The 22,209-nt window shown below is 62.8% G+C and carries 20 protein-coding genes; 7 read left to right on the forward strand and 13 right to left on the reverse strand.

Going from position 1 to position 22,209, the window contains the following annotated elements:
• Nucleotides 1–146 precede the first annotated feature (146 nt).
• Nucleotides 147–4,193, forward strand: coding sequence for a phosphoribosylformylglycinamidine synthase (gene purL, locus KT882_RS16085; RefSeq protein ID WP_228892487.1), 4,047 nt, complete (start codon nt 147–149; stop codon nt 4,191–4,193).
• 101 nt (nt 4,194–4,294) lie between these two features.
• On the opposite strand, the gene KT882_RS16090 is transcribed toward purL, so the two are convergent.
• The 10 genes from KT882_RS16090 to KT882_RS16135 form a co-directional block, all read right to left on the reverse strand.
• Nucleotides 4,295–4,480: a 4-oxalocrotonate tautomerase gene (locus KT882_RS16090; RefSeq protein WP_161073459.1), complete on the reverse strand. Its 186-nt coding sequence runs from the start codon at nt 4,478–4,480 to the stop codon at nt 4,295–4,297.
• Nucleotides 4,481–4,489: 9 nt separating this feature from the next.
• Nucleotides 4,490–5,269 carry a class II aldolase/adducin family protein gene (locus KT882_RS16095; RefSeq protein WP_228892488.1) on the reverse strand — a complete coding sequence of 260 codons (780 nt, stop codon included), beginning with the start codon at nt 5,267–5,269 and terminating at the stop codon, nt 4,490–4,492.
• A 79-nt stretch (nt 5,270–5,348) separates the two neighbouring features.
• Entirely contained in the window at nt 5,349–6,038 is a 690-nt protein-coding gene (locus tag KT882_RS16100; RefSeq protein ID WP_228892489.1) for a DNA alkylation repair protein, read from the reverse strand.
• Between the two features lie 73 nt (nt 6,039–6,111).
• The gene (locus KT882_RS30805) at nt 6,112–7,638 is read right to left on the reverse strand and encodes a methyl-accepting chemotaxis protein (protein ID WP_321170255.1); all 1,527 of its coding nucleotides are present in this window, start codon (nt 7,636–7,638) and stop codon (nt 6,112–6,114) included.
• Nucleotides 7,639–7,748: 110 nt separating this feature from the next.
• Nucleotides 7,749–8,525 carry a peptidylprolyl isomerase gene (locus KT882_RS16110; RefSeq protein ID WP_161073462.1) on the reverse strand — a complete coding sequence of 259 codons (777 nt, stop codon included), beginning with the start codon at nt 8,523–8,525 and terminating at the stop codon, nt 7,749–7,751.
• 90 nt (nt 8,526–8,615) lie between these two features.
• Complete coding sequence (locus KT882_RS16115; protein ID WP_161073463.1) at nt 8,616–9,395, reverse strand: peptidylprolyl isomerase; 780 nt, start codon at nt 9,393–9,395, stop codon at nt 8,616–8,618.
• Nucleotides 9,396–9,489: 94 nt separating this feature from the next.
• Nucleotides 9,490–9,762, reverse strand: a complete 273-nt coding sequence (locus tag KT882_RS16120; protein ID WP_228892490.1) for a BolA family protein — start codon at nt 9,760–9,762, stop codon at nt 9,490–9,492.
• Nucleotides 9,759–10,388, reverse strand: coding sequence for a septation protein A (locus tag KT882_RS16125; RefSeq protein WP_161073465.1), 630 nt, complete (start codon nt 10,386–10,388; stop codon nt 9,759–9,761). The genes KT882_RS16120 and KT882_RS16125 overlap by 4 nt, the downstream gene beginning before the upstream one ends.
• 17 nt (nt 10,389–10,405) lie before the next feature.
• Nucleotides 10,406–10,804, reverse strand: a complete 399-nt coding sequence (gene msrB, locus KT882_RS16130; protein ID WP_161073466.1) for a peptide-methionine (R)-S-oxide reductase MsrB — start codon at nt 10,802–10,804, stop codon at nt 10,406–10,408.
• A 14-nt stretch (nt 10,805–10,818) separates the two neighbouring features.
• Entirely contained in the window at nt 10,819–12,309 is a 1,491-nt protein-coding gene (locus KT882_RS16135) for a protein adenylyltransferase SelO (protein ID WP_456107285.1), read from the reverse strand.
• 181 nt (nt 12,310–12,490) lie between these two features.
• Between KT882_RS16135 and KT882_RS16140 the strand changes: the two genes are divergently transcribed.
• The 6 genes from KT882_RS16140 (at nt 12,491) to KT882_RS16165 (ending at nt 19,239) form a co-directional block, all read left to right on the forward strand.
• On the forward strand, nt 12,491–14,140 hold the full coding sequence (locus KT882_RS16140; protein ID WP_161073467.1) for a 3-(methylthio)propionyl-CoA ligase: 1,650 nt from the start codon (nt 12,491–12,493) through the stop codon (nt 14,138–14,140).
• Between the two features lie 58 nt (nt 14,141–14,198).
• Nucleotides 14,199–15,428 (forward strand): branched-chain amino acid ABC transporter substrate-binding protein, encoded by a 1,230-nt coding sequence (locus tag KT882_RS16145; protein ID WP_161073468.1) that lies wholly within the window; start codon nt 14,199–14,201, stop codon nt 15,426–15,428.
• Between the two features lie 133 nt (nt 15,429–15,561).
• Nucleotides 15,562–16,506 (forward strand): branched-chain amino acid ABC transporter permease, encoded by a 945-nt coding sequence (locus tag KT882_RS16150; RefSeq protein ID WP_228892491.1) that lies wholly within the window; start codon nt 15,562–15,564, stop codon nt 16,504–16,506.
• The gene (locus KT882_RS16155) at nt 16,503–17,783 is read left to right on the forward strand and encodes a branched-chain amino acid ABC transporter permease (protein ID WP_228892492.1); all 1,281 of its coding nucleotides are present in this window, start codon (nt 16,503–16,505) and stop codon (nt 17,781–17,783) included. The genes KT882_RS16150 and KT882_RS16155 overlap by 4 nt, the downstream gene beginning before the upstream one ends.
• Nucleotides 17,780–18,532: an ABC transporter ATP-binding protein gene (locus KT882_RS16160; RefSeq protein ID WP_161073471.1), complete on the forward strand. Its 753-nt coding sequence runs from the start codon at nt 17,780–17,782 to the stop codon at nt 18,530–18,532. Before KT882_RS16155 ends, KT882_RS16160 begins: the two co-directional genes overlap by 4 nt.
• The gene (locus KT882_RS16165) at nt 18,532–19,239 is read left to right on the forward strand and encodes an ABC transporter ATP-binding protein (protein ID WP_187358751.1); all 708 of its coding nucleotides are present in this window, start codon (nt 18,532–18,534) and stop codon (nt 19,237–19,239) included. Before KT882_RS16160 ends, KT882_RS16165 begins: the two co-directional genes overlap by 1 nt.
• Here KT882_RS16165 and KT882_RS16170 read toward each other — a convergent pair.
• Genes KT882_RS16170 through KT882_RS16180 form a run of 3 tightly spaced genes read right to left on the reverse strand, consistent with a single transcriptional unit; the run spans nt 19,236 to nt 22,208 of the window.
• The gene (locus KT882_RS16170; RefSeq protein ID WP_228892493.1) at nt 19,236–20,876 is read right to left on the reverse strand and encodes a chemotaxis protein CheW; all 1,641 of its coding nucleotides are present in this window, start codon (nt 20,874–20,876) and stop codon (nt 19,236–19,238) included. The genes KT882_RS16165 and KT882_RS16170 overlap by 4 nt on opposite strands.
• A complete protein-coding gene (locus tag KT882_RS16175; RefSeq protein ID WP_228892494.1) occupies nt 20,863–21,381 on the reverse strand; it encodes a chemotaxis protein CheD in 519 nt (172 codons plus the stop codon). The genes KT882_RS16170 and KT882_RS16175 overlap by 14 nt, the downstream gene beginning before the upstream one ends.
• On the reverse strand, nt 21,378–22,208 hold the full coding sequence (locus KT882_RS16180; RefSeq protein ID WP_228892495.1) for a CheR family methyltransferase: 831 nt from the start codon (nt 22,206–22,208) through the stop codon (nt 21,378–21,380). Before KT882_RS16180 ends, KT882_RS16175 begins: the two co-directional genes overlap by 4 nt.
• Nucleotide 22,209: the final 1 nt, after the last annotated feature.

The raw sequence follows: 22,209 nt of genomic DNA on the forward strand, positions 1-22,209 counted from the left end.
ACGACACCCTCGTTCTGCGATGGACAAAGCTGTCTAGCAGACCCTGCCCGGGGAGGGGCTAACAGGGTATAATGCCGGGCAAAGGATTTTAGCCGCACAGATTTCTTCTTTAATCCGCAGCCACGCTGCTCAACCACCTCCCAACCATGTTGATTTTGCCGGGTTCTAACGCCCTGTCTGCATTCCGTAGCCAACGCCTTCTCACTCAACTGCAAGCCGTGCTGCCCGCCATTACGGCCGTGCAAGCGCGCCACCTGCACTTCATCGACGCTGCCGCGCCGCTTTCGAGCGACGACACCAGCCGCCTGCAAGGGCTGCTGACCTACGGCGAGCCCGCCCAGGCCGATCTGGCCGACGGCGGCGCGGTCGAGGAATTTGTCGTGATACCGCGTTTCGGCACCATTTCGCCATGGGCATCGAAAGCCACCGATATCGTGCACAACTGCGGCATGGCCAACATCAAGCGCGTCGAGCGCGGCGTGGCCTACCGCATCCACCTGAAAGCCGGTTTCCTGGGCAGCAGCATAGGCGCGGGCAAGATGTCGGCCGAGCAGGCCGAGGCCGTCGCCGCGCTGCTGCACGACCGCATGACGGATTCGGTGCTGCGCCACGCGGACGAGGCTGCCGGCCTGTTCCGCACGCTGGACGCCAAGCCGCTGGAATCGGTGGACGTGCTGGGCGCGGGCAAGCAGGCGCTGGACAAGGCCAATACCGACCTCGGCCTGGCCATGTCGGAAGACGAAGTGGACTACCTGCATGAAGCCTTCACCAAGGCCAAGCGCAACCCGACCGACGTGGAACTGATGATGTTCGCGCAGGCCAACAGCGAACACTGCCGCCACAAGATCTTCAACGCCGACTGGACCATCGACGGCGAAGCGAAGGACAAGTCGCTGTTCAAGATGATCAAGAACACCCACGAGAAGCAGCCGAAAGGCACCATCGTGGCCTACAGCGATAACTCGTCCATCATGGAAGGCGCCGTGGTTTCGCGCTTCTTCCCGCAAGGCGCCGGCCAGGAATACGCGGCCACCACCGAGCTGACCCACACGCTGATGAAGGTGGAGACCCACAACCACCCGACCGCGATCTCGCCGTTCCCTGGCGCCTCCACCGGCGCCGGCGGTGAAATCCGCGACGAGGGCGCAACCGGCCGCGGCGCCAAGCCGAAAGCCGGCCTGTGCGGCTTCACCGTGTCCAACCTGATGATCCCCGGCGCCGTGCAGGCTTGGGAAAACGCCGCTTCGGTCACCGCGCCGTATGCGCAGCGCGGCACTGCCGAAGCCTACGGCAAGCCGGACCGCATCGCCTCGCCGCTGCAGATCATGATCGATGGCCCGCTGGGCGGCGCCGCGTTCTCGAACGAGTTCGGCCGTCCTGTGCTGGGCGGCTACTTCCGTACCTACGAACAGAACGTGGGCGCGCAAGTGGCGGGCGTGGCGGACACCGTGTACGGCTACCACAAGCCCATCATGATTGCCGGCGGCATCGGCAACATTTCGGGCCAGCATACCCACAAGAACGACATTCCTGTCGGCAGCCTGCTGATCCAGCTGGGCGGTCCCGGCATGCGCATCGGCATGGGCGGCTCGGCCGCTTCCTCGATGGCCACCGGCACCAACACCGCCGACCTGGACTTCGACTCGGTCCAGCGCGGCAACCCGGAAATGGAACGCCGCGCGCAGGAAGTCATCAACGGCTGCTGGCAGCTGGGCGCGAACAACCCGATTATCTCCATCCACGACGTGGGCGCGGGCGGCCTGTCGAACGCCTTCCCCGAGATCACCAACGACGCCAAGCGCGGCGCGCTGTTTGACCTGCGCAAGATTCCGCTTGAAGAGTCCGGCATGGCGCCGAAAGAGATCTGGTCCAACGAATCGCAGGAACGCTACGTGCTGGCCATCGCGCCGAACGACCTGCCTGCCTTCAAGGCCATGTGCGACCGCGAGCGCTGCCCGTTCGCCGTGGTGGGCACCGCCACCGAAGAACGCCAGCTCAAGCTGATCGACAACGACATGGGCAACAGCCCTGTCGATATGCCGATGGACGTGCTGCTGGGCAAGCCGCCCAAGATGCAGCGCGACGTGCACCATGTGCAGAACGACTACCCGGCCATCGACCTGACCGGCATCAGCCTGGAAGAAGCCGCCAAGCGCGTGCTGCTGCTGCCTACCGTGGGCGACAAATCCTTCCTGATCACCATCGGCGACCGCACGGTGGGCGGCATGTCCGTGCGCGACCAGATGGTTGGCCCGTGGCAGGTGCCGGTGGCAGACTGCGCCGTGACCGCCATGAGCTACGAAGGCTACCTGGGCGAAGCGATGGCCATGGGCGAGCGCACGCCGCTGGCCGTGATCAACGCGCCGGCCTCGGGCCGCATGGCCGTGGGCGAGACCGTCACCAACCTGGCCGCCGCGCCTATCCTCTCCATCGAAGACATCAAACTGTCCGCCAACTGGATGGCTGCCTGCGGCCAGCCGGGCCAGGACGCCGCCCTGTACGACACCGTGCAGGCCGTGGGCATGGAACTGTGCCCGGCGCTGGGCATCTCCATCCCGGTGGGCAAGGACTCGCTGTCCATGCGCACCACCTGGAAGGACGAAGGCGAAAGCAAGGCCGTGATGTCGCCGGTATCGCTGATCGTGTCCGGCTTCGCGCCGGTGTACGACGTGCGCAAGTCGCTGACCCCGCAGATCCGCACGGACGCGGGCGACACCGTCATGATCCTGATCGACCTGGGCCGCGGCAAGAACCGCATGGGCGCCTCCGCGCTGGCGCAGGTGATGGGCCAGCTGGGCAATGAAGCGCCGGACGTCGACAGCGCCGAAGACCTGAAAGCCTTCTTCACCGCCATCCAGCAACTGAACCAGGACGGCAAGCTGCTGGCCTACCACGACCGTTCCGACGGCGGCCTGTTCGGCACGCTGGCCGAAATGGCCTTCGCCGGCCGCGCCGGCCTGTCGATCAACCTCGACATCCTGACGCTGGACGCAGGCCACGGCGCCGACCAGGGCGACGCCAAGAACTGGGCCGGCCAGATCGCCGAACGCCGCAACGAGCAGACCCTCAAGGCGCTGTTCAACGAGGAACTGGGCGCGGTGGTGCAAGTGCGCGCCGACGAGAAATCGCTGGTCATGGACGTGCTGCGCTCGTTCAACCTGGGCGCCTGCAGCCACATCATCGGCAAGCCGAACGACCGTGGCGTGATCGAATTCACCCGCGACGCCAAGCTGATCTACAACCAGCCGCGCTTCGAACTGCACCGCCTGTGGAGCGACACCAGCTGGCGCATCTCCCGCATGCGCGAAAACCCAGCCACGGCGGACGCCGAATACGACCGCCTGCTGGACCTGACGGACCCAGGCATTACGCCGAAGCTGACCTTCGATCCGTCCGAGAACGTCGCCGCGCCGTTCCTGGCGACCGGCGTGCGTCCGCGCGTGGCCATCCTGCGCGAGCAGGGCGTCAATTCGCATATCGAGACCGCATGGGTCATGCACCAGGCCGGCTTTGCCGCGGTGGACGTGCACATGAGCGACCTGATCGCCGGCCGTGTCAAGCTGGACGACTTCCAGGGCGTGATCGCCGTGGGCGGCTTCTCCTACGGCGACGTGCTGGGCGCGGGCGAAGGCTGGGCCAAGTCCATCCTGTTCAACCCTGCAATGGCGGAGCAGTTCGCGCGCTTCTTCGGCCGTGGCGACACCTTCGGCCTGGGCGTATGCAACGGCTGCCAGATGATGAGCAACCTGAAATCCATCATCCCAGGTGCGCATGCGTGGCCGAAGTTCACCACCAACAAATCCGAGAAGTTCGAAGCACGCTTCTCGATGGTGGAAGTGCTGGACTCGCCGTCGATCTTCTTCCAGGGCATGGCTGGCACGCAAACTGCTATCGCGATCGCCCACGGCGAAGGCTACGCCGACTTCTCCCAGACCGGCAACATCGGCGAAGCCATAGCCGCGCTGCGTTTCATCGACAACAAGGGCGCCGCCACCGAAGCCTACCCGTACAACCCGAACGGCTCGCCGCAAGGCCTGACCTCGGTGACGACGGCCGACGGCCGCTTCACGGTAATGATGCCGCACGCCGAGCGCGTATTCCGCAGCGTGCAGCAATCGTGGCACCCTGAATCGTGGGGCGAAGACTCCCCATGGATGCGCATGTTCCGCAACGCCCGCAAGTTCATCGGCTAAAACCAAAAGCCGGCTCCGCCCGGCTTGTTCCCAACCTCAAAAGGGGTCAGGGTTAATTAATTTGGAAATATTTTCAAATTAATTAACCCTGACCCCTTTTTTTATTCCTCCGACCAGAGGCGGCCGGCGGTGGCCCAGTGCTCTTTCTTGATCTCGTGGAGGATGATGTCCACGGATTCGGGCGTGGCGTCCAGCGTGGCGCAGGTGGCTTCGGTGATGGCTTTGACGAAGGCGCGCTTCTGTTCCGGCGTGCGGCCTTCGAAGAGTTGGACGTTGATGGTGGGCATAAAAGCTCCTCAGGTGCGGTAGGTGGGATTGGCGGCGTCGAGCTGGCGCAGCAAAGCGGGCCATTCGAGGCGGCCTTCGGGCGCGCCGTCGCCAACCAGCTCGCGGTGCGCCTTGATGCAGACCGCTTCGCTGGGCTGGCGCAGCGGCATGCAGGCGGATTGGGCCAGCAACTGCAGCTTGCAGGCCTGGTCCAGCGTCTGCATCAGCACGAAGGCTTCGGCTATCGTGCGGCCGACCGTGAGGCTGCCGTGATTGCGCAGCAGCATGGCAGGGTGCTGGGCGAGGCTGGCGGTAAGGCGGGCTTGCTCGGCCGCCGTCATGTCCAGGCCTTCGTAGTCGTGGTAGGCCATTTCGCCGTGGAAGCGCAGGGCGTAGGGCGACAGCGGCAGCAGGCCGGGGCCTTGCATGCCGACCGCGATGGCGTTGGGGTTGTGCAGATGCATGACGCAGGCGGCGTCCGGCCGGGCCGCGTGGACGGCGCCGTGCAGGGCGAAGCCGGCTTTGTTGATGGCGTGCTGGGAGCGGCAGACGATATTGCCGTCTTGGTCGACTTTGACGAGATTCGAGGCGCGGATTTCGTCGAAGCGGAATCCGAAAGGGTTGATTAAATATCGGCCCGGTTCGCCGGGAACGGCGGCGGAGATGTGGGTATATATTCCGTCGTCCCAGCCGAATTGGGCGCACAGCTGGTAGCAGGCGGCGAGGTCAATTCGGGTTTGCCATTCGGCTGGGCTGGTGATGCCGGCTGGCGCAATTGGGCTCCGGGCTGAGGTAGATAGCTTGTCCATTCGAACAGATTAGCATACTGTCCGATCGGCGTTTGTGCTGCCGTAGCGATGGCTGCCATGCGCCTGGGCATATATTTGTCTACAGGTGTTTATTGGCTTCGCGGTAGCTGAGGGCGGACAGGATGCTTTTATTCTGCTGGGTGAATTGGCGGACGTCGTCCGGCGCGTGCCGCGCATAATCCCTCAAAGCCCATCCAATGGCTTTCTGAATAAAGAATTCCTTTTCCTGTGCCAGGGCGATGCAATAGGAATAAAGCCGGACGTGGTCTGTTTTTCCGCGCCAGCCTAGTTGATGCAATAGCGCTATCCGTCGCATCCAGAAATTATCGTGCGCTAGCGCTTCATCCATATAATCGTGCTGTCCTTGCAATACGTCGCCTATTATCGTGGCCAGTGCATCCACGGTGTCCCACCACGATTTTCGCTGCACGAGCGCAAGCAGTGCGGGAATATCCGCAAAGCCCAGCTCTTTGCTATGCATGTTCAACAGATCCAGCGCGGCGTATTGGTATTCGCGCTCGGGCCGCTCCCATAATTCATCTGCCAAGCCGATTAACTGGTCGGCGCCGCTGCCTTTTAAAGGTTTAAGCAGAGGCTTTATTGCTGCACGGCGCGTTGGCGTGGGAATGCCGAGATAATCAAACTGATCGCGCATATAGGCGCGCATCCCGCTTGCGCGTTCCGGATTGGCTAGCGCTTGCAGTTCGCCTTGCAGTTGCTGGAGGAGGTCGGTCTTCATACTGCCGAAGTATGCCAGAATATGGCACATTCATGCTCAAAACTGGCAGTCTTCAGGCGAAAAAAAAGGCGCTCCGCAGAGCGCCCGAATTACCACTGGGAGATTACAGTTTAAAGCGGGCTACCACTTGCGCGAGATTGGCCGATTCGTCCTGCATGGATGCCGCCGCCGCAGCAGCTTCCTCGACCAGCGCCGCATTCTGCTGGGTCACCTGGTCCATCTGGCCGATGGCGATATTAACCTGCTCAATGCCGGCGGTCTGCTCCTGGCTTGCGTGGCTGATCTCGGCCATAATATCCGTTACCCGCTTTACGCTATTCACAATTTCCTGCATGGTGAGGCCGGCTTGATCCACCAGGCGGCTGCCTTCGTCCACTTTTTGAACCGAGTCGTCAATCAGTCCTTTAATTTCTCGGGCCGCCGCAGCGGAACGCTGGGCCAGATTGCGGACTTCAGACGCCACCACGGCAAAGCCGCGCCCTTGTTCGCCTGCACGCGCTGCTTCCACGGCGGCATTCAAGGCGAGAATATTGGTCTGGAATGCGATGCCGTCGATAACGCCGATAATATCGACAATCTTGCGCGAGGAGTCGTTAATGGAGCTCATGGTTTTAACGACTTCATTGACCACGTCGCCGCCTTTTACGGCGACTTCCGATGCGGACGCGGCGAGACCATTTGCCTGGCGCGCATTATCGGCATTTTGTTTTACCGTCGAAGTAATTTGATTCATCGAGGAAGCGGTGCGGCCCAGGGAGCCGGCCTGTTCTTCGGTGCGGTTGGATAAATCCAGATTGCCGGATGCAATTTCCTGCGAGGCGAGGGCGATGGTATCGGTGCCGGTGCGGATTTGTTGCACCATGGCGGCCAGATGGTCCTGGATTTTCTTAATCTCATACAGCAGGCTGCCATTATCGCCGTGCGCGGTGATTATCCTGGCGGAGAAATCGCCCTCGGCTATCCGGTGGGCGATTTGCGCGGCATAAGCGGGTTCGCCGCCCAGCTGGCGCATGACGTCGCGCGCCATCCAGATGGCGATGCCGACGCCTATCGCCACGGCCAGTGCGCCGAGCGAGATGCTGATGAGCAGCATGCGGTGGGTGGATTCGACCACGGCCGCCTTGGTCTCTTTGACCTCGGCGTTCTTTTGCTTGATGAAATCGAGCAGCTGGGTGCGCATTTCGCGCCATACCGGCGTCTCTTCCTTGTTCAGGGCGACGATGGCGGCGGGCTGGTCTACCTTGGCCAGCGTGGCGACCTTGGCTTGCAGGCCGGCTTGCTTGTCGCGCAGCTCAGCGACTTTCTGAAAGATTTGCAGGGTGGCGGGCGTGTCGCGCGACAGCTCCAGCGCCGTGGTGCTGTGCTCCTTGAAGGCCGAACCGGCGTCCTCGAGGTTTTTGTAGCCGGTCTTGTTGGCCGGGTCGAGCACCACGTTGCGCAGCGCCTGGCCCATTTGCAGGCCTTGGGCGTACATATTGGTGGCCGTCATCAGCAGGGCCTGGTCCTGCTCCAGGAAGCCCTGGAAGCGGTTCTTGGCGGACTGCATCCCTTGCAGGGCGACGCCCAGTGCGCAGACAAAGAACAGGCACACCAGCCCCATGCACAACGCCATTTTTGATCTTAAATTCATGAATTCTCCCGATTAACTATTTCTGTACGTCAATAGTAGACCGGGTTTCACAAATAAAAAATGGCACTTTGGTGCAAGTGCCATTTTGGTTCAACTCCCTGAGCGGGGGATTACTGGATTTTAGCTTTTTTGATCAGGTCTTCGCGGTAGGCGGCAACCTTCTTCTGGGTCAGCGCTTCGGCAACCTGGCCTTTGACTTCATCCAGCGACGGCAGCTTGGCAGCGCGCGAGCCTTCCAGCTTGATCACGTGGTAGCCGAATTGCGATTTCACCGGGGTTTCGGTGATCTGGCCGTCCTTCAGGGCCACCATGGCGTCGGAGAAAGGCTTGACGTAGGACGATGGGGCTGCCCAGTCCAGGTCGCCGCCGTTGTTGGCGGAGCCGTCTTTCGAGACCTTGGCCAGTTCTTCGAACTTGCCGCCGGCTTTCAGCTTGGCGATGATGTCCTTGGCTTGCTGTTCGGTCTCAACCAGGATGTGGCGGGCGTGGTATTCCTTGTCGCCGACCTGCGCCTTGTACTTGTCGTACTCGGCCTTGATTTCAGCGTCCGACACCGGATTTTTCTTCACGTAGTCCGCCAGCATGGCGTTGATGATGATGCTTTGACGGGTGTTTTCCAGGGCCGCTTTGACTTCGGCACGGGTGCCTACGCCTTGTTTGTCGGCTTCCTGGATCAGCACTTCGCGGCCGATCAGGTCTTTCTTGATGGCTTCGCGCAGTTGCGGGGAATCAGCTTGTTTGCCTTGAGCAACCACTTGCTTGACGATGGCTTCCACTTTCGAGGCTGGAATGGCTTTGCCGTTCACGGTCGCGGCGTTTTGCGCGAATGCCGGTGCGGCGGCTACAGCGATCAGGGCTAACAACAGGCGGGCTGGCTTCAAAATCATTATCACATCCTATAAAAAACACGGGAGCGCAGTGCGCATGGCCCAAATAATAGCGGCGCCACGAGGGCGCCGTTCCTTACTGCTGATTGATTACTGTACTTTGGCTTTCTTGACCAGTTCTTCCTGGTAAGCCTGCAGCTTCTTCTGGGTCAGTGCGTCCGAAATTTGCGGCTTCACTTCTTCCAGGGTAGGCAGCTTGGCTTCGCGCACATCGTCAACTTTGATGATGTGGAAGCCGTTCGGGGTTTGAACTGCCTTTTCGGTAACCTGGCCTTTTTGCAGGTTCACGAAAGCGTCCGAGAACACTTTAGGGAAGGACGATGGGGTAGCCCAGTCCAGGTCGCCGCCGTTGGCTGCCGAGCCGGTGTCTTTCGAGGTCTTGGCCAGTTCTTCGAACTTGGCGCCGCCCTTGATCTTGGCGATGACCGCGTCTGCCTCAGCGGCGGTTTCCACCAGGATGTGGCGCACGTGGTATTCCTTGTTGCCGGTTTGAGCGACGAATTTGTCGTACTCAGCCTTGATGTCGGCGTCGTTGACCGGGTTCTTCTTCACGTATTCGCCAACCAGGGCGTTGATGAAGATGGCCTGGCGCGCGTTGTCCAGCGCGGCTTTGACGTCGGCGTTCTTGGCGTAGCCTTGCTTTTCCGCTTCCTGCATCAGCACTTCGCGGCCGATCATTTCTTTCTTGATGGCTTCACGCAGCTGTGGGGAATCCGGTTGCTGGCCTTGAGCAACAACTTGCTTGACCACGGCATCCACGCGCGACGACGGGATGGCCTTGCCGTTCACAACGGCCAGGTTCTGGGCAAAAGCGGGGGCCGCAACAGCAGCGATAAGTGCGATCAGCAGACGGGCTGGCTTCAAATTCATTATTTCAAATCCTAAGGGGTAAAGTTCTTAATTGCGGAGAGGCGGATTTTGTGTGATCGCGTTGTCTCTCATTGTTTCCAAATCTCCGCGCTTATCATACTTCAGACGGTGCCAGTGCGGTAATGGCCAATGCGTGTATTTCCCCACGCATCATATCGTGCACGGAATCATACACGAGTCGATGTCTTGTGACGAGTTTAAGGCCTTCGAATTTATCGGAAACGATACGCAGCTGGTAATGGCCGCCGCCGGAGGCTGCGCCGGCGTGGCCGGCGTGCAGCGCGGACTCGTCTTCCAGCAGCAATTGCGATGGCTGCAGGGCGGCGCGCAGGCGCTCTTCTATCTTGGCAATGCGCGGGTCGGTCATGCTTCGTCCTTCATATATTTAGCGAGGTAAATAGTCTGGCCGATAATGAAGACGAATGTCAAACCGGTGGTGCCGAAGGCTTTGAAGCTGACCCAGGAGGCGGTGTCGGACTTGAACAGCACGAAGGCTACGAACAGGTTGATAAAGCCCAGCGCGGCAAAGAAAGCGGTCCACGACAGGTTGAGCTTTTCCCACACCTCGTCCGGCAAGGTCAGCTGCGAGCCCATGGCTTTGCGGATCAGGTTGTTCTTGAACCAGTAGCGCGCCGCCAGCAGGCCGACCGCGAAGCACCAGTAGATCATGGTCGGCTTCCACTTGATAAAGATCTCGTCGTGGAAGTAGATGGTCAGGCCGCCGAACACTACAAACAGGAACAGCGACAGCCACAGCATGAAGTCGACCTTCAGGCCGCGCAGCTTCAAATAGACGATCTGGCCGGCATTGGCCAGGATGCCGGCCAGCGTGGCGATCACCATGGGGGCCTGGTCGGGCGTGACGGACCCGCCCGACAGCATGCCGCTCATATACGTGTTGACGAAGGCTTGCGCCGCTTCCGGGTGCATGCCGCCCAGTTTGTAGCAGGCGAAAAAGACCAGCAGCGGAAGGAAGTCGAACAGGATTTTCATGGTGAGGCCGTTGGTTTTTAGTCTTGTGGATCGAAACGCAGCGAGGCGGAATTAATGCAGTAGCGTAAGCCGGTAGGGGGCGGGCCGTCCGGGAAGACGTGGCCCAGGTGGGCATCGCAGACGGCGCAAATAATCTCTGTGCGCAGCATACCATGGGAGCGGTCCACCACCTCCGTTACGTTGGCCGGGTCCAGCGCCTTGAAGTAGCTGGGCCAGCCGCAGCCGGAGTCGAATTTGGTGTCGGACGCGAACAGCGGCGTGTTGCAGCACACGCAGGTGTAAATGCCGTGCTCATGGTGATCCCAGAACTTGCCGGTGAAGGCGCGCTCAGTGGCGGCGTGGCGGGTGACCTGGTATTCCATGGCGTCAAGTTGGGCGCGCCATTCGGCGTCGGATTTGATTACTTTATCAGTCATGATTTAAAACTTTCTTAAGAAGAACAGCTGACTTCGAGATGGCTGGCCCAGTCCGGAGGCAAAGCCGCGTATTGTTCGTGCTCTGGCTGTTCGTCGTATGGGCGCTGCAAAACTGACAGCAAACGGGCTATTTCCGTAAAGTCTTTATTTTGTGCTTTCTCAATTGCAATTTGTGCGAGGTAATTGCGCAGCACATATTTGGGATTCACTTTATCCATTGCCAGCTTGCGTTCCGCATCATTGCTGTTTTCGGCGCGCAGGCGGGTGCGGTAGCGCGCGGCCCAGGCGTCGAACGCCTCGCGCTGGACGAATTCATCCCGCAAATCATGGTCCGGCTCATCGGTATCCGTCTTGAGATTGCTCAGGGTGCGGAAGAATTGCGTGAAATCGCTGTGGTTTTCCTGCAGCAGCGAGAACATGGCGTCCATCAGTTCCGGATCGCCTTCCTGTTCGGTGGCCAGACCCAGTTTGGCGCGCAGCAGTTCGTTCATCTTGGCGGCAAAGGCGGGCTGATAAACGTCCAGCGCGGCCTGGGCGGCGGGAATCTCTTCTATCAGCGGCAGCAGGGCCTGGCCCAGCGCGTAGCAGTTCCAGTGGCCGATCTGCGGTTGCATGCCGTAGGAATAGCGGCCTTGCTGGTCGGTGTGGTTGCAGATGTGCTTGCTGTCAAAGGCTTCCATAAAGCCGAACGGCCCGTAATCGAGTGTATCGCCGAGGATGGACATGTTATCGGTGTTCATCACGCCATGCATAAAGCCCACCGCCTGCCAGTGCGCCATGAGCACGGCGGTGCGGCGCGTGACTTCGGCCAGAAATGCCGCGTATGGGTTGGCTTCAGCGCGCAACTGCGGGTAAAAGCGGTCGATCACGTAGTCAGCCAGGACTTTCAGCTCGACCGGTTTCTGGCGGCTGGACCAGTGCTCGAAGGAGCCGAAGCGGATGAAACTGGGCGCCATACGCAGCACAACGGCCGACGTTTCCACGGTTTCGCGCATGACGCCCTGGTCCGAGCCGGCTATCGAGAGTGCGCGTGAGGTGGGGATGCCCAGCGCCGCCATCGCTTCCGAACACAGGAATTCGCGGATGGACGAGCGCAGCACGGCGCGGCCGTCGCCCATCCGGGAGTAGGGCGTCAGGCCGGCGCCTTTCAGCTGCAGTTCCATGGGTCCGCTGGCGGTGGCCACGTCGCCCAGCAGGATGGCGCGGCCGTCGCCCAGCTGGCCGGCCCACACGCCGAATTGGTGGCCCGAATACACGGCCGCCAGCGGCTGCGCGCTGGCGGGCACGGCGTTGCCGGCCAGGATGTCGAGCGACTGCTGTTCAGCCAGCGCGGCGGCGTCCAGGCCGATCAGGCCCGCTGCCGCTTCGCTCACGGCGACCAGATAGGGCGCGGGCAGCGGAGTGGGCATTAATCGGGTGTAGAAAGAGGGCGGGAGACTCGCGAACGAGTTGTCCAGAGGGAGCTTATTGATGGCGGTTCCAGTGGCGATGGGTGAAGTCCAGATTTTAACGCACGCTGCCGATTCTAGGCGGTGGCGTCCACTTTGCGATGGACGTTACACTTGGTAACTACTTGGGTTGTGGTGTTTGCTGCGCCGCAGCATGAAAACTGTTTGACGAAAATAGCACGTGTGTTCGAATATGGGTTAAATCATGAAATAAAAACAAAGTTACTTAGGAGATGCAATGACGCTTCCGCAGAGCCCGCTCATGGGGCAGATGATGAATCAGCCCCTGCTTGTATCCGGCATCATTGAGTTCGCTGCCCGCCATTTTGGCGATAGCCAGATTGTGTCGCGCCGTGTCGAAGGCGACATCCACCGCTACACCTACCGCGACTGCCACCAGCGCGCCCGCCGCTTGGCCAACGCGCTGCACGGCATGGGTGTTGCGCTGGGCGACCGCGTCGCCACGCTGGCCTGGAACGGCTACCGCCACCTGGAAGCCTATTATGCGGTATCCGGTTCCGGCGCCGTGCTGCACACCATTAATCCTCGGCTGCACCCGGAGCAGATCGCCTACATCGTCAACCACGCGGAAGACCAGGTGCTGCTGTTCGACCTGACTTTCCTGCCCGCGGTGGAAGCCATGTCCGCCATCTGCAAGCAAGTGAAGCACTATGTGCTGATGTGCGACCGCGACCGCATGCCGGCGGAAAGCAAAATCCCGGGCCTGCTGTGCTACGAAGACCTGATCGCCTCCCATTCGGACGACTACGAATGGCCGCAATTCGACGAAAACTCGGCCTGCACGCTGTGCTACACCTCCGGCACCACGGGCAACCCCAAGGGCGCGCTGTACTCGCACCGCTCGACCGTGCTGCACGCCTACGGCTCGGCGCTGCCCAACGCCCTCAACGTGACCTCGCGCGACGCCGTGCTGCCGGTGGTGCCCATGTTCCATGTGAACGCCTGGGGCCTGCCGTACTCGGTGCCGCTGAGCGGCGCCAAGATGGTCTTCCCCGGCGCGGCGCTGGACGGCAAGTCGCTGTATGACTTGTTCGAGGCCGAGCAGGTGACGTTCTCGGCCGGCGTGCCCACCGTCTGGCTGGGCCTGATCAACTTCATGCTGCAAAACAAGCTGAAATTCAGCAGCTTCCGCCGCACGGTCATCGGCGGTTCAGCCTGCTCGCCGGCCATGATGAACACCCTGATGGACGAATTCGGCGTGGAAGTGATCCACGCGTGGGGCATGACGGAAATGTCGCCGCTGGGCACGGCCGGCGTGCTGATGGGTAAGCACCGCGAGCTGCCGCAGGACGAGCAGCGCAAGATACTGCTCAAGCAGGGCCATGCGGTGTACGGCGTGGACATGAAGATCGTCGACGACGACGGCAAGGAACTGCCGTGGGACGGCAGCAGCTATGGCCACCTGCTGGTGAAAGGGCCGTGGGTGATCTCGGCCTACTACAAGGACGAGGGCGGCGATCCGCTGCAAAACGGCTGGTTCCCGACCGGCGATGTGGCCACCATCGATGCCGACGGCTATATGCAGATTACCGACCGCAGCAAGGACGTGATCAAGTCCGGCGGCGAGTGGATAGGCACCATCGACCTGGAGAACATCGCCGTCTCGCACCCGGCCGTGATGCAGGCCGCCTGCATCGGCATTGCGCACCCGAAATGGGACGAGCGCCCGCTGCTGGTCATCGTGCGCAGGCCGGGCATGGATGTCAGCCGCGAGGAGCTGCTGGCCTTCTACGAGGGCAAGATCGCCAAATGGTGGCTGCCGGACGACGTGGTCTTTGCCGACGCGCTGCCGCTGGGCGGCACCGGCAAGGTGCAGAAGAACAAATTGCGCGAACAATACAAGGAGTACAAACTGCCCACGGCATGAGCAGGCAGCACGACAAGCAGCACGCAGGACAACCACAACTAAAAGAAGGATGGAGACTATGACCTACCGCACGCTCGCAGTTGCTGTCAGCCTTACCCTGTTGTCCACGGCCGCCCTGGCCGAGACCGTGAAAATCGCCTTCATCGACCCGCTGTCCGGCCCGTTCGCGCCGGTCGGACAGAACCAGCTGAAAAGCTTCCAGCTCATCGCCGACATGGCCACCAAGGGCAAATGGGCGGGCGAGCACAAGATCGAAGTGAACGGCTTCGACAACAAGGGCAGCCCGCAGGAATCGCTGACCCAGCTCAAGGCCGTCATCGACCAGGGCTACCGCTACATCACGCAAGGCAACGGCTCCGGCGTGGGCCTGGCGCTGCTGGACGCGGTGAACAAGCACAACGAGCGCAACCCGGGCAAGGAAATCGTCTACCTGAACTACGCGGCCATCGATCCGGACATGACCAACAGCAAATGCAGCTTCTGGCATTTCCGCTTCGACGCCAACTCCGACATGAAGATGGAGGCGCTGACCAGCTATATGGCGCCGGACAAGAACATCAAGTCGGTCTACATCATCGGCCAGAACTACGCCTTCGGCCAGGCGGTGAGCCGGGCGGCCAAGGAATACCTGGCGCGCAAGCGGCCGGACATCAAGATCGCCGGCGACGACCTGCACCCCATCGGGCAGGTGAAGGACTTCTCGCCCTATATCGCCAAGATCAAGGCATCCGGCGCGGACTCCGTCATCACCGGAAACTGGGGCGCCGACCTGGCGCTGCTGGTGCGCGCCGCCAAGGACGCCGACCTGAAGGCCAACTTCTACACCTACTACGGCATCACCACCGGCGTGCCGACGGCGATGGGCGCGGCGGGCGCCGAGCACACCAAGATCATCGGCAACTGGATGATCAACAACGAGAGCTTCGCCGGCAAGGAAGTGGTGGAAGCCTTCAAGGCCAAGTACAACGACGACTACTACGCGGCGCAGACGCACAGCATCATCACCATGCTGTCGCAGGCCATCAAGGCGGCGAAGACGCCGGACCCGGTCAAGGTGGCCTTCGCGCTGGAGGGCATGAAGGCGCAGTCCCTCAACGGCGGCGTGATGATGCAGAAGCAGGACCACCAGCTGCAGCAGCCGCTGTATATCGGCACCTGGACCAAGGTCAATGGCAAGGACGTCAAGTACGACCAGGAAAACACCGGCTACGGCTGGCGCATGGACAAGAAGATCGACGCCTACGTGGCCGGCCAGCCGACCTCGTGCCAGATGAAGCGGCCGGGCTGAGCAAGTCCATCGTCTGAAATTGCAATCCGTAGGGCGGGTTAGGCGAAACGCCGTAACCCGCCGGAGCCGTAGGCGGCCCTTGGCGGCTTACGCTGCGCTAACCCGCCCTACGTCTTTGCGTACCGGAGCCCCCATGGAATTCACCCTGTTTACTATGCTTAACGGCATCAGTTATGGACTGCTGCTGTTCATGCTGTCGTCCGGACTGACGCTGATCTTCAGCATGATGGGCGTGCTGAACTTTGCGCACGCGTCTTTTTATATGCTGGGCGCATATATCGCCTACACCATCAGCAGCGTGGTGGGTTTCTGGCCGGCGCTGGTGCTGGCGCCCGTCGCGGTGGGCCTGCTGGGCGCGCTGGTGGAACGCTATGGACTGCGGCCGCTGCACAAATTCGGCCATATTCCGGAGCTGCTGTTCACGTTCGGATTGTCGTTTCTTATTGTTGAGCTGGTGCAGCTCATCTGGGGCCGCGCGGCGGTGCAGTACGCCATTCCCAAGCAGCTCGATGGCCCGCTGTTCACGCTGTTCTCCACCAGCTTCCCGGCCTACCGCGCCTTCATGATGCTGGTGGCGCTGGCCATGCTGGGCGCGATCTGGCTGGTGCTGACACGCACCCGCGTGGGCCTCGTGATCCAGGCCGCGCTCACGCATCCGGAGGCGGCCGAGGCCTTGGGCCATAACGTGCCGCGCATCTTTATGTCGGTGTTTGGCGGCGGCTGCGCGCTGGCGGGGCTGGCCGGCGTTATCGGCGGCAATGCCTTCGTTACCGAGCCCGCCATGGCGGCCACCGTGGGCAGCATTATCTTCGTGGTCGTGGTGGTGGGCGGTATGGGGTCGCTGGCGGGGGCTTTCGCTGCATCGCTGCTGATCGGCATCATGCAGACCACGGCGGTGGCGCTGGATTATTCGCTGGCGCATCTGCTGGGCAAGCTGGGCCTTGCCGTTACGCCCGCCACGCCCGCGTATGCGCTGCTGAACGTCACCATTGCGCAGAGCTCGGCGATCCTGCCGTATCTGCTGCTGGTGCTGATCCTGATTTTCCGCCCTAAGGGCTTGATGGGGACACGCGAATGAAAGAACTACGCTATACCCCGCTCAATCTGGGCCGCTGGCTGCTGTGGGGCGGCTACGCGCTGATCCTGCTGATCGCTCCGCTGGTGTTCAGCAAGGGCGGCGGGCTGACGCTGCTGTCGCAGATGGGCACCGTCATGATTTTCGGCCTGTCCTACAACATGCTGCTGGGGCAGGGCGGCATGCTGTCCTTCGGCCATGCCGTGTATTCCGGCCTGGGAGCGTTCTTCGCCATCCACGCCATGAATATGGCCGGCGCGGGCCAGTTGCCCATCCCTACCAGCCTGATTCCGCTGGTGGGCGGCCTGGCCGGACTGGGCTTCGGGCTGCTGTTCGGCTACGTCACCACACGCAAGGCGGGCACCACCTTCGCCATGATTACGCTGGGACTGGTGGAACTGGTATTCGCCAGTTCGCTGATGTTCCCCGGCTTCTTCGGCGGCGAGGGCGGCGTGACCACCAACCGCGTGATCGGCGGCGCGGTGCTGGGCATTACTTACGGGCCGCAGATCCAGGTGTATTACCTGATCGCGTTCTGGCTGTTCGTCTGCACGGCCGCCGTGTACGCCTACACGCAGACGCCGCTGGGCCGCATCATCAACGCGGTGCGGGACAATCCCGAGCGCGTGGAGTTCATCGGCTACGACACGCAATGGGTGCGCTACCTCGTGGTGATACTGTCGTCCTTCTTTGCGGGCATTGCGGGCGGGCTGTCGGCGATCAATTTCGAGATCGTCAGCGCGGAGAACGTCAGCGCCATCCGCTCCGGCAGCATTTTGCTGTTCACCTTTATCGGCGGCATAGGTTTCTTCTTCGGGCCACTGCTCGGCGCCATCGTCGGCATCCTGTTCTCGGTGCTGCTGTCGGACTACACGCCGGCCTGGCAGCTCTACCTGGGCCTGTTCTTTGTGCTGCTGGTGCGCTACGCGCCGGGCGGCATGGGCAGCCTCATCATGCTGTTGCTGCGGGCGGCCAGGTTCGGCCACTTCGGCCGCATCGGCAAGCCGCTGGGCTGGGTGTGCCTGGCGGTGCTGCCGGGGCTGGCCGGCTTTGTGGCCGGCGTGGAGATGCTGTACCACCTGACATTGGAGGCGGCCAACGGCAGCGTGAAGCAGCTGTTCGGCATGGCGGTCGATACGCGCTCGGCGCTGCCGTGGTCGCTGGCGGGCGGCTTGCTGCTGGCCAGCATCGTGGCGTGGCGCAAGGCGCAGCCGGTGTTCGCGGACGCGTGGGGTGCTTCCTGCGCGGAGATCGCAGTGCAAACCAGGAGCGCGCGATGAAGGCATTGGAATTGGTGGACGTGCGCAAGAGCTTCGGCAAGTCCGAGATTATCCGGGGCGCCAACTTGGGCATAGAACAGGGCGAGCGCTGCGCGGTGATAGGGCCGAACGGCGCGGGCAAGTCCACGCTGTTCAATCTGATCTCGGGACGCTTCCCGCTGAGCAGCGGCGAGATCCGGCTGAACGGCCAGCGCATCAGCGGCCGCAAGCCCTACCAGATCAACCGGCTGGGCTTGTCGCGCAGCTTCCAGATCAGCAATCTGTTCGTCAACCTGTCGGTGTACGAGAATTTGCGTTGCGCAGTGCTGTGGTCGCTGGGCTATAAGTACTCCTTCTGGCACCGGCTGGCGAAGCTGCGCGACGCGCATGAGCGGGCCGAGCAGGTGCTGGAGGAGATCGGCCTGCAGCGCCAGCGCAATGTGGCGGCCGGCGTGCTGACCTATGCCGAGCAGCGCGCGCTGGAAATCGGCATCACCATCGCGGGCGGGGCGGACGTGATCCTGCTGGACGAGCCGACGGCGGGCATGAGCCGTTCCGAGTCGGACGCGGCGGTGGAGCTGATCCGCAAGGTCACGGTGGGCAAGACGCTGGTGATGGTGGAGCATGACATGAGCGTGGTGTTCGGACTGGCCGACAAGATCGCCGTGCTGGTGTACGGCGAAGTGATCGCCTGCGACACGCCGGACCGGATACGCGGCAACGCCGCGGTGCAAGCGGCCTATCTGGGCGGCCACGAGGAGGCGGCATAATGGGGGAACGCATGCTGGACATCTGCAATCTGCACGCTTATTACGGCAAGAGCCATGTGCTGCACGGCGTTGATCTGCACGTTGAACCGGGCGAAATCGTCAGCCTGCTGGGCCGCAACGGCGCGGGCCGTTCGACGCTGGTGAAGGCGGCCATGGGCCAGGTCAGCGCCACCGGCACGGTCAAGCTGAAGGGGCGCGAGATCCTGGGCCTGAAGGCCTACCAGATTGCGCACCAGGGCCTGGGCTATGTGCCGGAGAACCGCGACGTGTTCCCCACGCTGACGGTGGAGCAGAACCTGGTGCTGGGGCAGAAGAACGCTGGTGCGTCGGGACGCTGGAGCCTGGACGATATGTACCGCATGTTTCCGCGCCTGCAGGAGCGGCGCGCGGTGGCGGCGGGCGTGCTGTCCGGCGGCGAGCAGCAGATGCTGACGCTGTGCCGCACGCTGATGGGCGACCCGGACCTGATCATGATAGACGAGCCCACCGAGGGCCTGGCGCCGAAGATCGTGGCCCTGGTGGCGGACTACCTGACGGCGCTGCGCGAGCGCGGCATTTCGGTGCTGCTGGTGGAGCAGAAGCTGGCGATCGCGATGGAGATTTCGCAGCGCGTCTATGTGATGGGGCACGGCGCCATCGTGTTCGAGGGCACGCCGGCTGCCTTGCGCGCCGACGCTGCGGTGCGCAAGGAGTGGCTGGAGGTTTAGGGCTGGGCTTGCGGCGGCAGCAGGTTGGCCAGCTTGTCGATCAGGCTGCCGCAGTCGAACACGCTGAAGGACTGGCGGTTGCCGTCGTCCTTCTCCATGTCGATGACTTCGGCCGCTTCGCTTTGCATGCCGGCGCCGGCGGCCTGGTTGCGCATCAGGCGCGGCGCGGCGTAGCGCTGGCTGTCCAATACCGTGATGATGTCTTCCACGCCGTCCACCAGCAGGCCGTAGCGCTCCTCGCCGCGCTCGATAATCAGGATGCGCGACAGCTCGCCGGGCGCCTGTTCCGGCATGCCGTACAGGCTGCGCATGTCGATCACGCTGACCATCATCTGGCGCAGGTTGAGCACGCCGCGCATGTAGTGGGGCGTGCCGGGCGGGCGGGTGATGTTGTCGGAGAACTTGATAATCTCGCGCACCTGCTTGATTTCGACCGCGAAGGCTTGCTCCAAGCGGAAGGTGAGGTAGACCTTGCGCGCGCCGTGGCGGCTCTCCTTGCCCGCCGCGGCTTGCTGGCCGTCGAGCGGATACAGCTTGGCGTGGCCCTGGCGCATCTCGGCGATTTCCTTGTGGGAGAAAATGCCGCTGTGGTCGAGCAGTATCACGTCGCCCTGCTCTGGCCGGGAAATGCAGCCGCCGAACATGCCGGCGCGCGCCTTGCTGAGCAGGGGGATGGGCAGCACGTCGTCGTTGTAGAAATGGATGATGCTGTCGACCGAGTCGACCAGGAAGGCGATGGTGGCGTCGCCGATGCGGGCCACCATCACGCGCTGGTCCTGGTCGGCGGCGTCCACCGGGCGCGCGGCCGCGCCGGCGCTCAGCAGCGCGGTGAAGTCCACCACGGCCACCGGGCTGCCACGGAAATTCATGCGTCCGAGGCAGAGCTTGCCGGCCAGCACGGACGGCTGCAGCTCCGGCACCCGCACGATTTCCTGGATGGCCGCCATTTCAAAGGCGAAGCTGGTGCCTGCCGAGCGGAAGCTCACGCAGCGGCGGCGCTCGCCCTGCGCCTGCGCGCGCTGCAGCCGCTGCTGGCCGCTGGCGCGCAGCGACAGTACTTGCGGCACGTTTTCTATGCGGATCAGCTGGTTGGCGTCCAGCACCTGCAGCAGGCGGTTGCCCTGGTCGAGCAGGATGGTGCCGGCGATGACGCCGGGCGTGGCGCCGGGCGCGTATTGCAGCACGCTGCGCTGTTCGGGGCGCACGCGCAGGATTTCGCCGGTGTCGTCGAACAGCATGCCCACCAGCACGTCCTGGTGCTCGATGATGGCCACCTTGTTGCCCGGCACGGCAGGCCCGGCGGCCGGGTTGAACAGGCGTCCGAGGTTGACGATGGGAATGACGGTGCCGCGCAGCGTGAACATGCCTTCCAGGTGGGCGGGCGACAGCGGCAGGGTGGTGATCTTGGCCGGCAGGTTGACCACTTCGCGGATGCAGACTGCGGGCAGGGCGAATTCGTCCGGTCCCAGGAAGAAGGAGCCGTACAGCTCGGTGGCGGCGGCGGACGCGGACGCGGCCTTGACGGCGGAGGCGGCGACGGTGGCGGCATTCGCGGCGGCGCTGGCCGGCTCGCTCATGGGACTGTCGTCCGCGGCCGGGCCGGGCAGGGAAATACTGAGGTTTTCAATGGTGTGCATGGAGGGTGTCCTGCCTGGATGGGGTGATTTCCTTGATGCTGTAGCTATGGTGCGCGCAGTCGATGACCAGCTGGCGGCCGTATTTGCCGCCGAGTTCGCAATAGCGCACGCTGAGGCCGCACTCGCCCAGGTATTTGCGCGCGGCGGCGGCGTTGTCCTGGCCCACGCACAGGCGCTTGGAGCTGAACATGCTGGCGCCGCCGGCCAGCACCACGGTGATGTCGGGATAATCGGCCTCGCGCGCGCCCATCAGGCGCAGCAGCGAGGGCACGGCCTGGCTGACGTAGCGGGCGCTGGCCTGCATCTGGCAGCTGGCCGCCTCGCAGGCGTCGCGCGGCTCGGGCAGCAGGCAGTGCGCCAGACCACAGCGGCCGCCTTTCTCCCAGATGAAGCCGATGCCGATGCAGGAACCGAGCACCGCTTGCAGCTGGCCGCTGCGTCCGGCAACCTTTAGCTGGCCGATGCCGACCTGGAGCAGCTTGTCGTCGATGACGGCGCCGTTCATGGCTGGTTCTCCCGCAAGGCGTAGATCATGGGCGCCTCGAAACTGTATTCGGACGCCAGCCGCTGTATGCTTTCCGATTCGCCGAGGATAAGGCGTGCGTGCGGTTTCATGCTGGGGCGGGCGCAGTCGATCACGGCCTGCTGGTGTTCGGCGTCGAAGTAGATCAGCACGTTGCGCAGCAGGATCAGGTCGAATTGCTGGGCCGGGCGCAGCGGCTGCAGCAGGTTGTGGCGCGCGAAGCTGACGTTGCGCTTCAGTTCGTCCTTGACGCGCACGCCGGCGCCGTCGGCCACGAAGTAGCGCGCCGCCAGCGCCGGGTGGGAGGCGCGCAGCCGTTCCACCGAGCGGCCGGCGTAACTGCCGGCGGCGGCCAGTTCCAGCATCTGCTGCGAAATGTCGGTGGCCAGGATGCGGTAGGGCAGCGGGCCGTGCTGGAGCTTGAATTCCTCGCACAGCATGGCGGCCGAATACAGCTCCTCGCCGCTGGCGGAGGCGGCCGACCAGATGTTCAGGCAGGCGCCGGGATGGCTGCGCTGCCACTCGGGCAGGAAGCGCTTGGCGATATAGTCCCAGATCTGCGGGGTGCGGAAGAACTGGGTGTCGTTGGTGGTGACCAGGTCGATAAAATGCGGAATTTCGCTGCGGTCGCTCTCCACCCGGTCCATATAGGCCTGGTAGCTGCCCAGCGCCAGCGCGTCCATGCGCGGGCGCAGGCGGCGTTCCAGCAACACGCTCTTACGCTCGGTCATGGCGATGCCGGTGTGCTTGCGCACCAGCGCGATCAGCGCCGCCAGCGTAGCCGGGTTGAGCTCCGCAACACTGCCCATG

The sequence above is a fragment of the Pseudoduganella aquatica genome, from assembly GCF_020865585.1.
Taxonomy (GTDB): Bacteria; Pseudomonadota; Gammaproteobacteria; order Burkholderiales; family Burkholderiaceae_D; genus Rugamonas; species Rugamonas aquatica_A.

Coding starts and splice junctions, on each gene's coding strand:
- purL (WP_228892487.1), top strand. CDS start 147: ATGTTGATTTTGCCGGGTTCTAACGCCCTGTCTGCATTCCGTAGCCAA.
- KT882_RS16090 (WP_161073459.1), bottom strand. CDS start 4,480: ATGCCCACCATCAACGTCCAACTCTTCGAAGGCCGCACGCCGGAACAG.
- KT882_RS16095 (WP_228892488.1), bottom strand. CDS start 5,269: ATGGACAAGCTATCTACCTCAGCCCGGAGCCCAATTGCGCCAGCCGGC.
- KT882_RS16100 (WP_228892489.1), bottom strand. CDS start 6,038: ATGTGCCATATTCTGGCATACTTCGGCAGTATGAAGACCGACCTCCTC.
- KT882_RS30805 (WP_321170255.1), bottom strand. CDS start 7,638: ATGAATTTAAGATCAAAAATGGCGTTGTGCATGGGGCTGGTGTGCCTG.
- KT882_RS16110 (WP_161073462.1), bottom strand. CDS start 8,525: ATGATTTTGAAGCCAGCCCGCCTGTTGTTAGCCCTGATCGCTGTAGCC.
- KT882_RS16115 (WP_161073463.1), bottom strand. CDS start 9,395: ATGAATTTGAAGCCAGCCCGTCTGCTGATCGCACTTATCGCTGCTGTT.
- KT882_RS16120 (WP_228892490.1), bottom strand. CDS start 9,762: ATGACCGACCCGCGCATTGCCAAGATAGAAGAGCGCCTGCGCGCCGCC.
- KT882_RS16125 (WP_161073465.1), bottom strand. CDS start 10,388: ATGAAAATCCTGTTCGACTTCCTTCCGCTGCTGGTCTTTTTCGCCTGC.
- msrB (WP_161073466.1), bottom strand. CDS start 10,804: ATGACTGATAAAGTAATCAAATCCGACGCCGAATGGCGCGCCCAACTT.
- KT882_RS16140 (WP_161073467.1), top strand. CDS start 12,491: ATGACGCTTCCGCAGAGCCCGCTCATGGGGCAGATGATGAATCAGCCC.
- KT882_RS16145 (WP_161073468.1), top strand. CDS start 14,199: ATGACCTACCGCACGCTCGCAGTTGCTGTCAGCCTTACCCTGTTGTCC.
- KT882_RS16150 (WP_228892491.1), top strand. CDS start 15,562: ATGGAATTCACCCTGTTTACTATGCTTAACGGCATCAGTTATGGACTG.
- KT882_RS16155 (WP_228892492.1), top strand. CDS start 16,503: ATGAAAGAACTACGCTATACCCCGCTCAATCTGGGCCGCTGGCTGCTG.
- KT882_RS16160 (WP_161073471.1), top strand. CDS start 17,780: ATGAAGGCATTGGAATTGGTGGACGTGCGCAAGAGCTTCGGCAAGTCC.
- KT882_RS16165 (WP_187358751.1), top strand. CDS start 18,532: ATGGGGGAACGCATGCTGGACATCTGCAATCTGCACGCTTATTACGGC.
- KT882_RS16170 (WP_228892493.1), bottom strand. CDS start 20,876: ATGCACACCATTGAAAACCTCAGTATTTCCCTGCCCGGCCCGGCCGCG.
- KT882_RS16175 (WP_228892494.1), bottom strand. CDS start 21,381: ATGAACGGCGCCGTCATCGACGACAAGCTGCTCCAGGTCGGCATCGGC.
- KT882_RS16180 (WP_228892495.1), bottom strand. CDS start 22,208: ATGGGCAGTGTTGCGGAGCTCAACCCGGCTACGCTGGCGGCGCTGATC.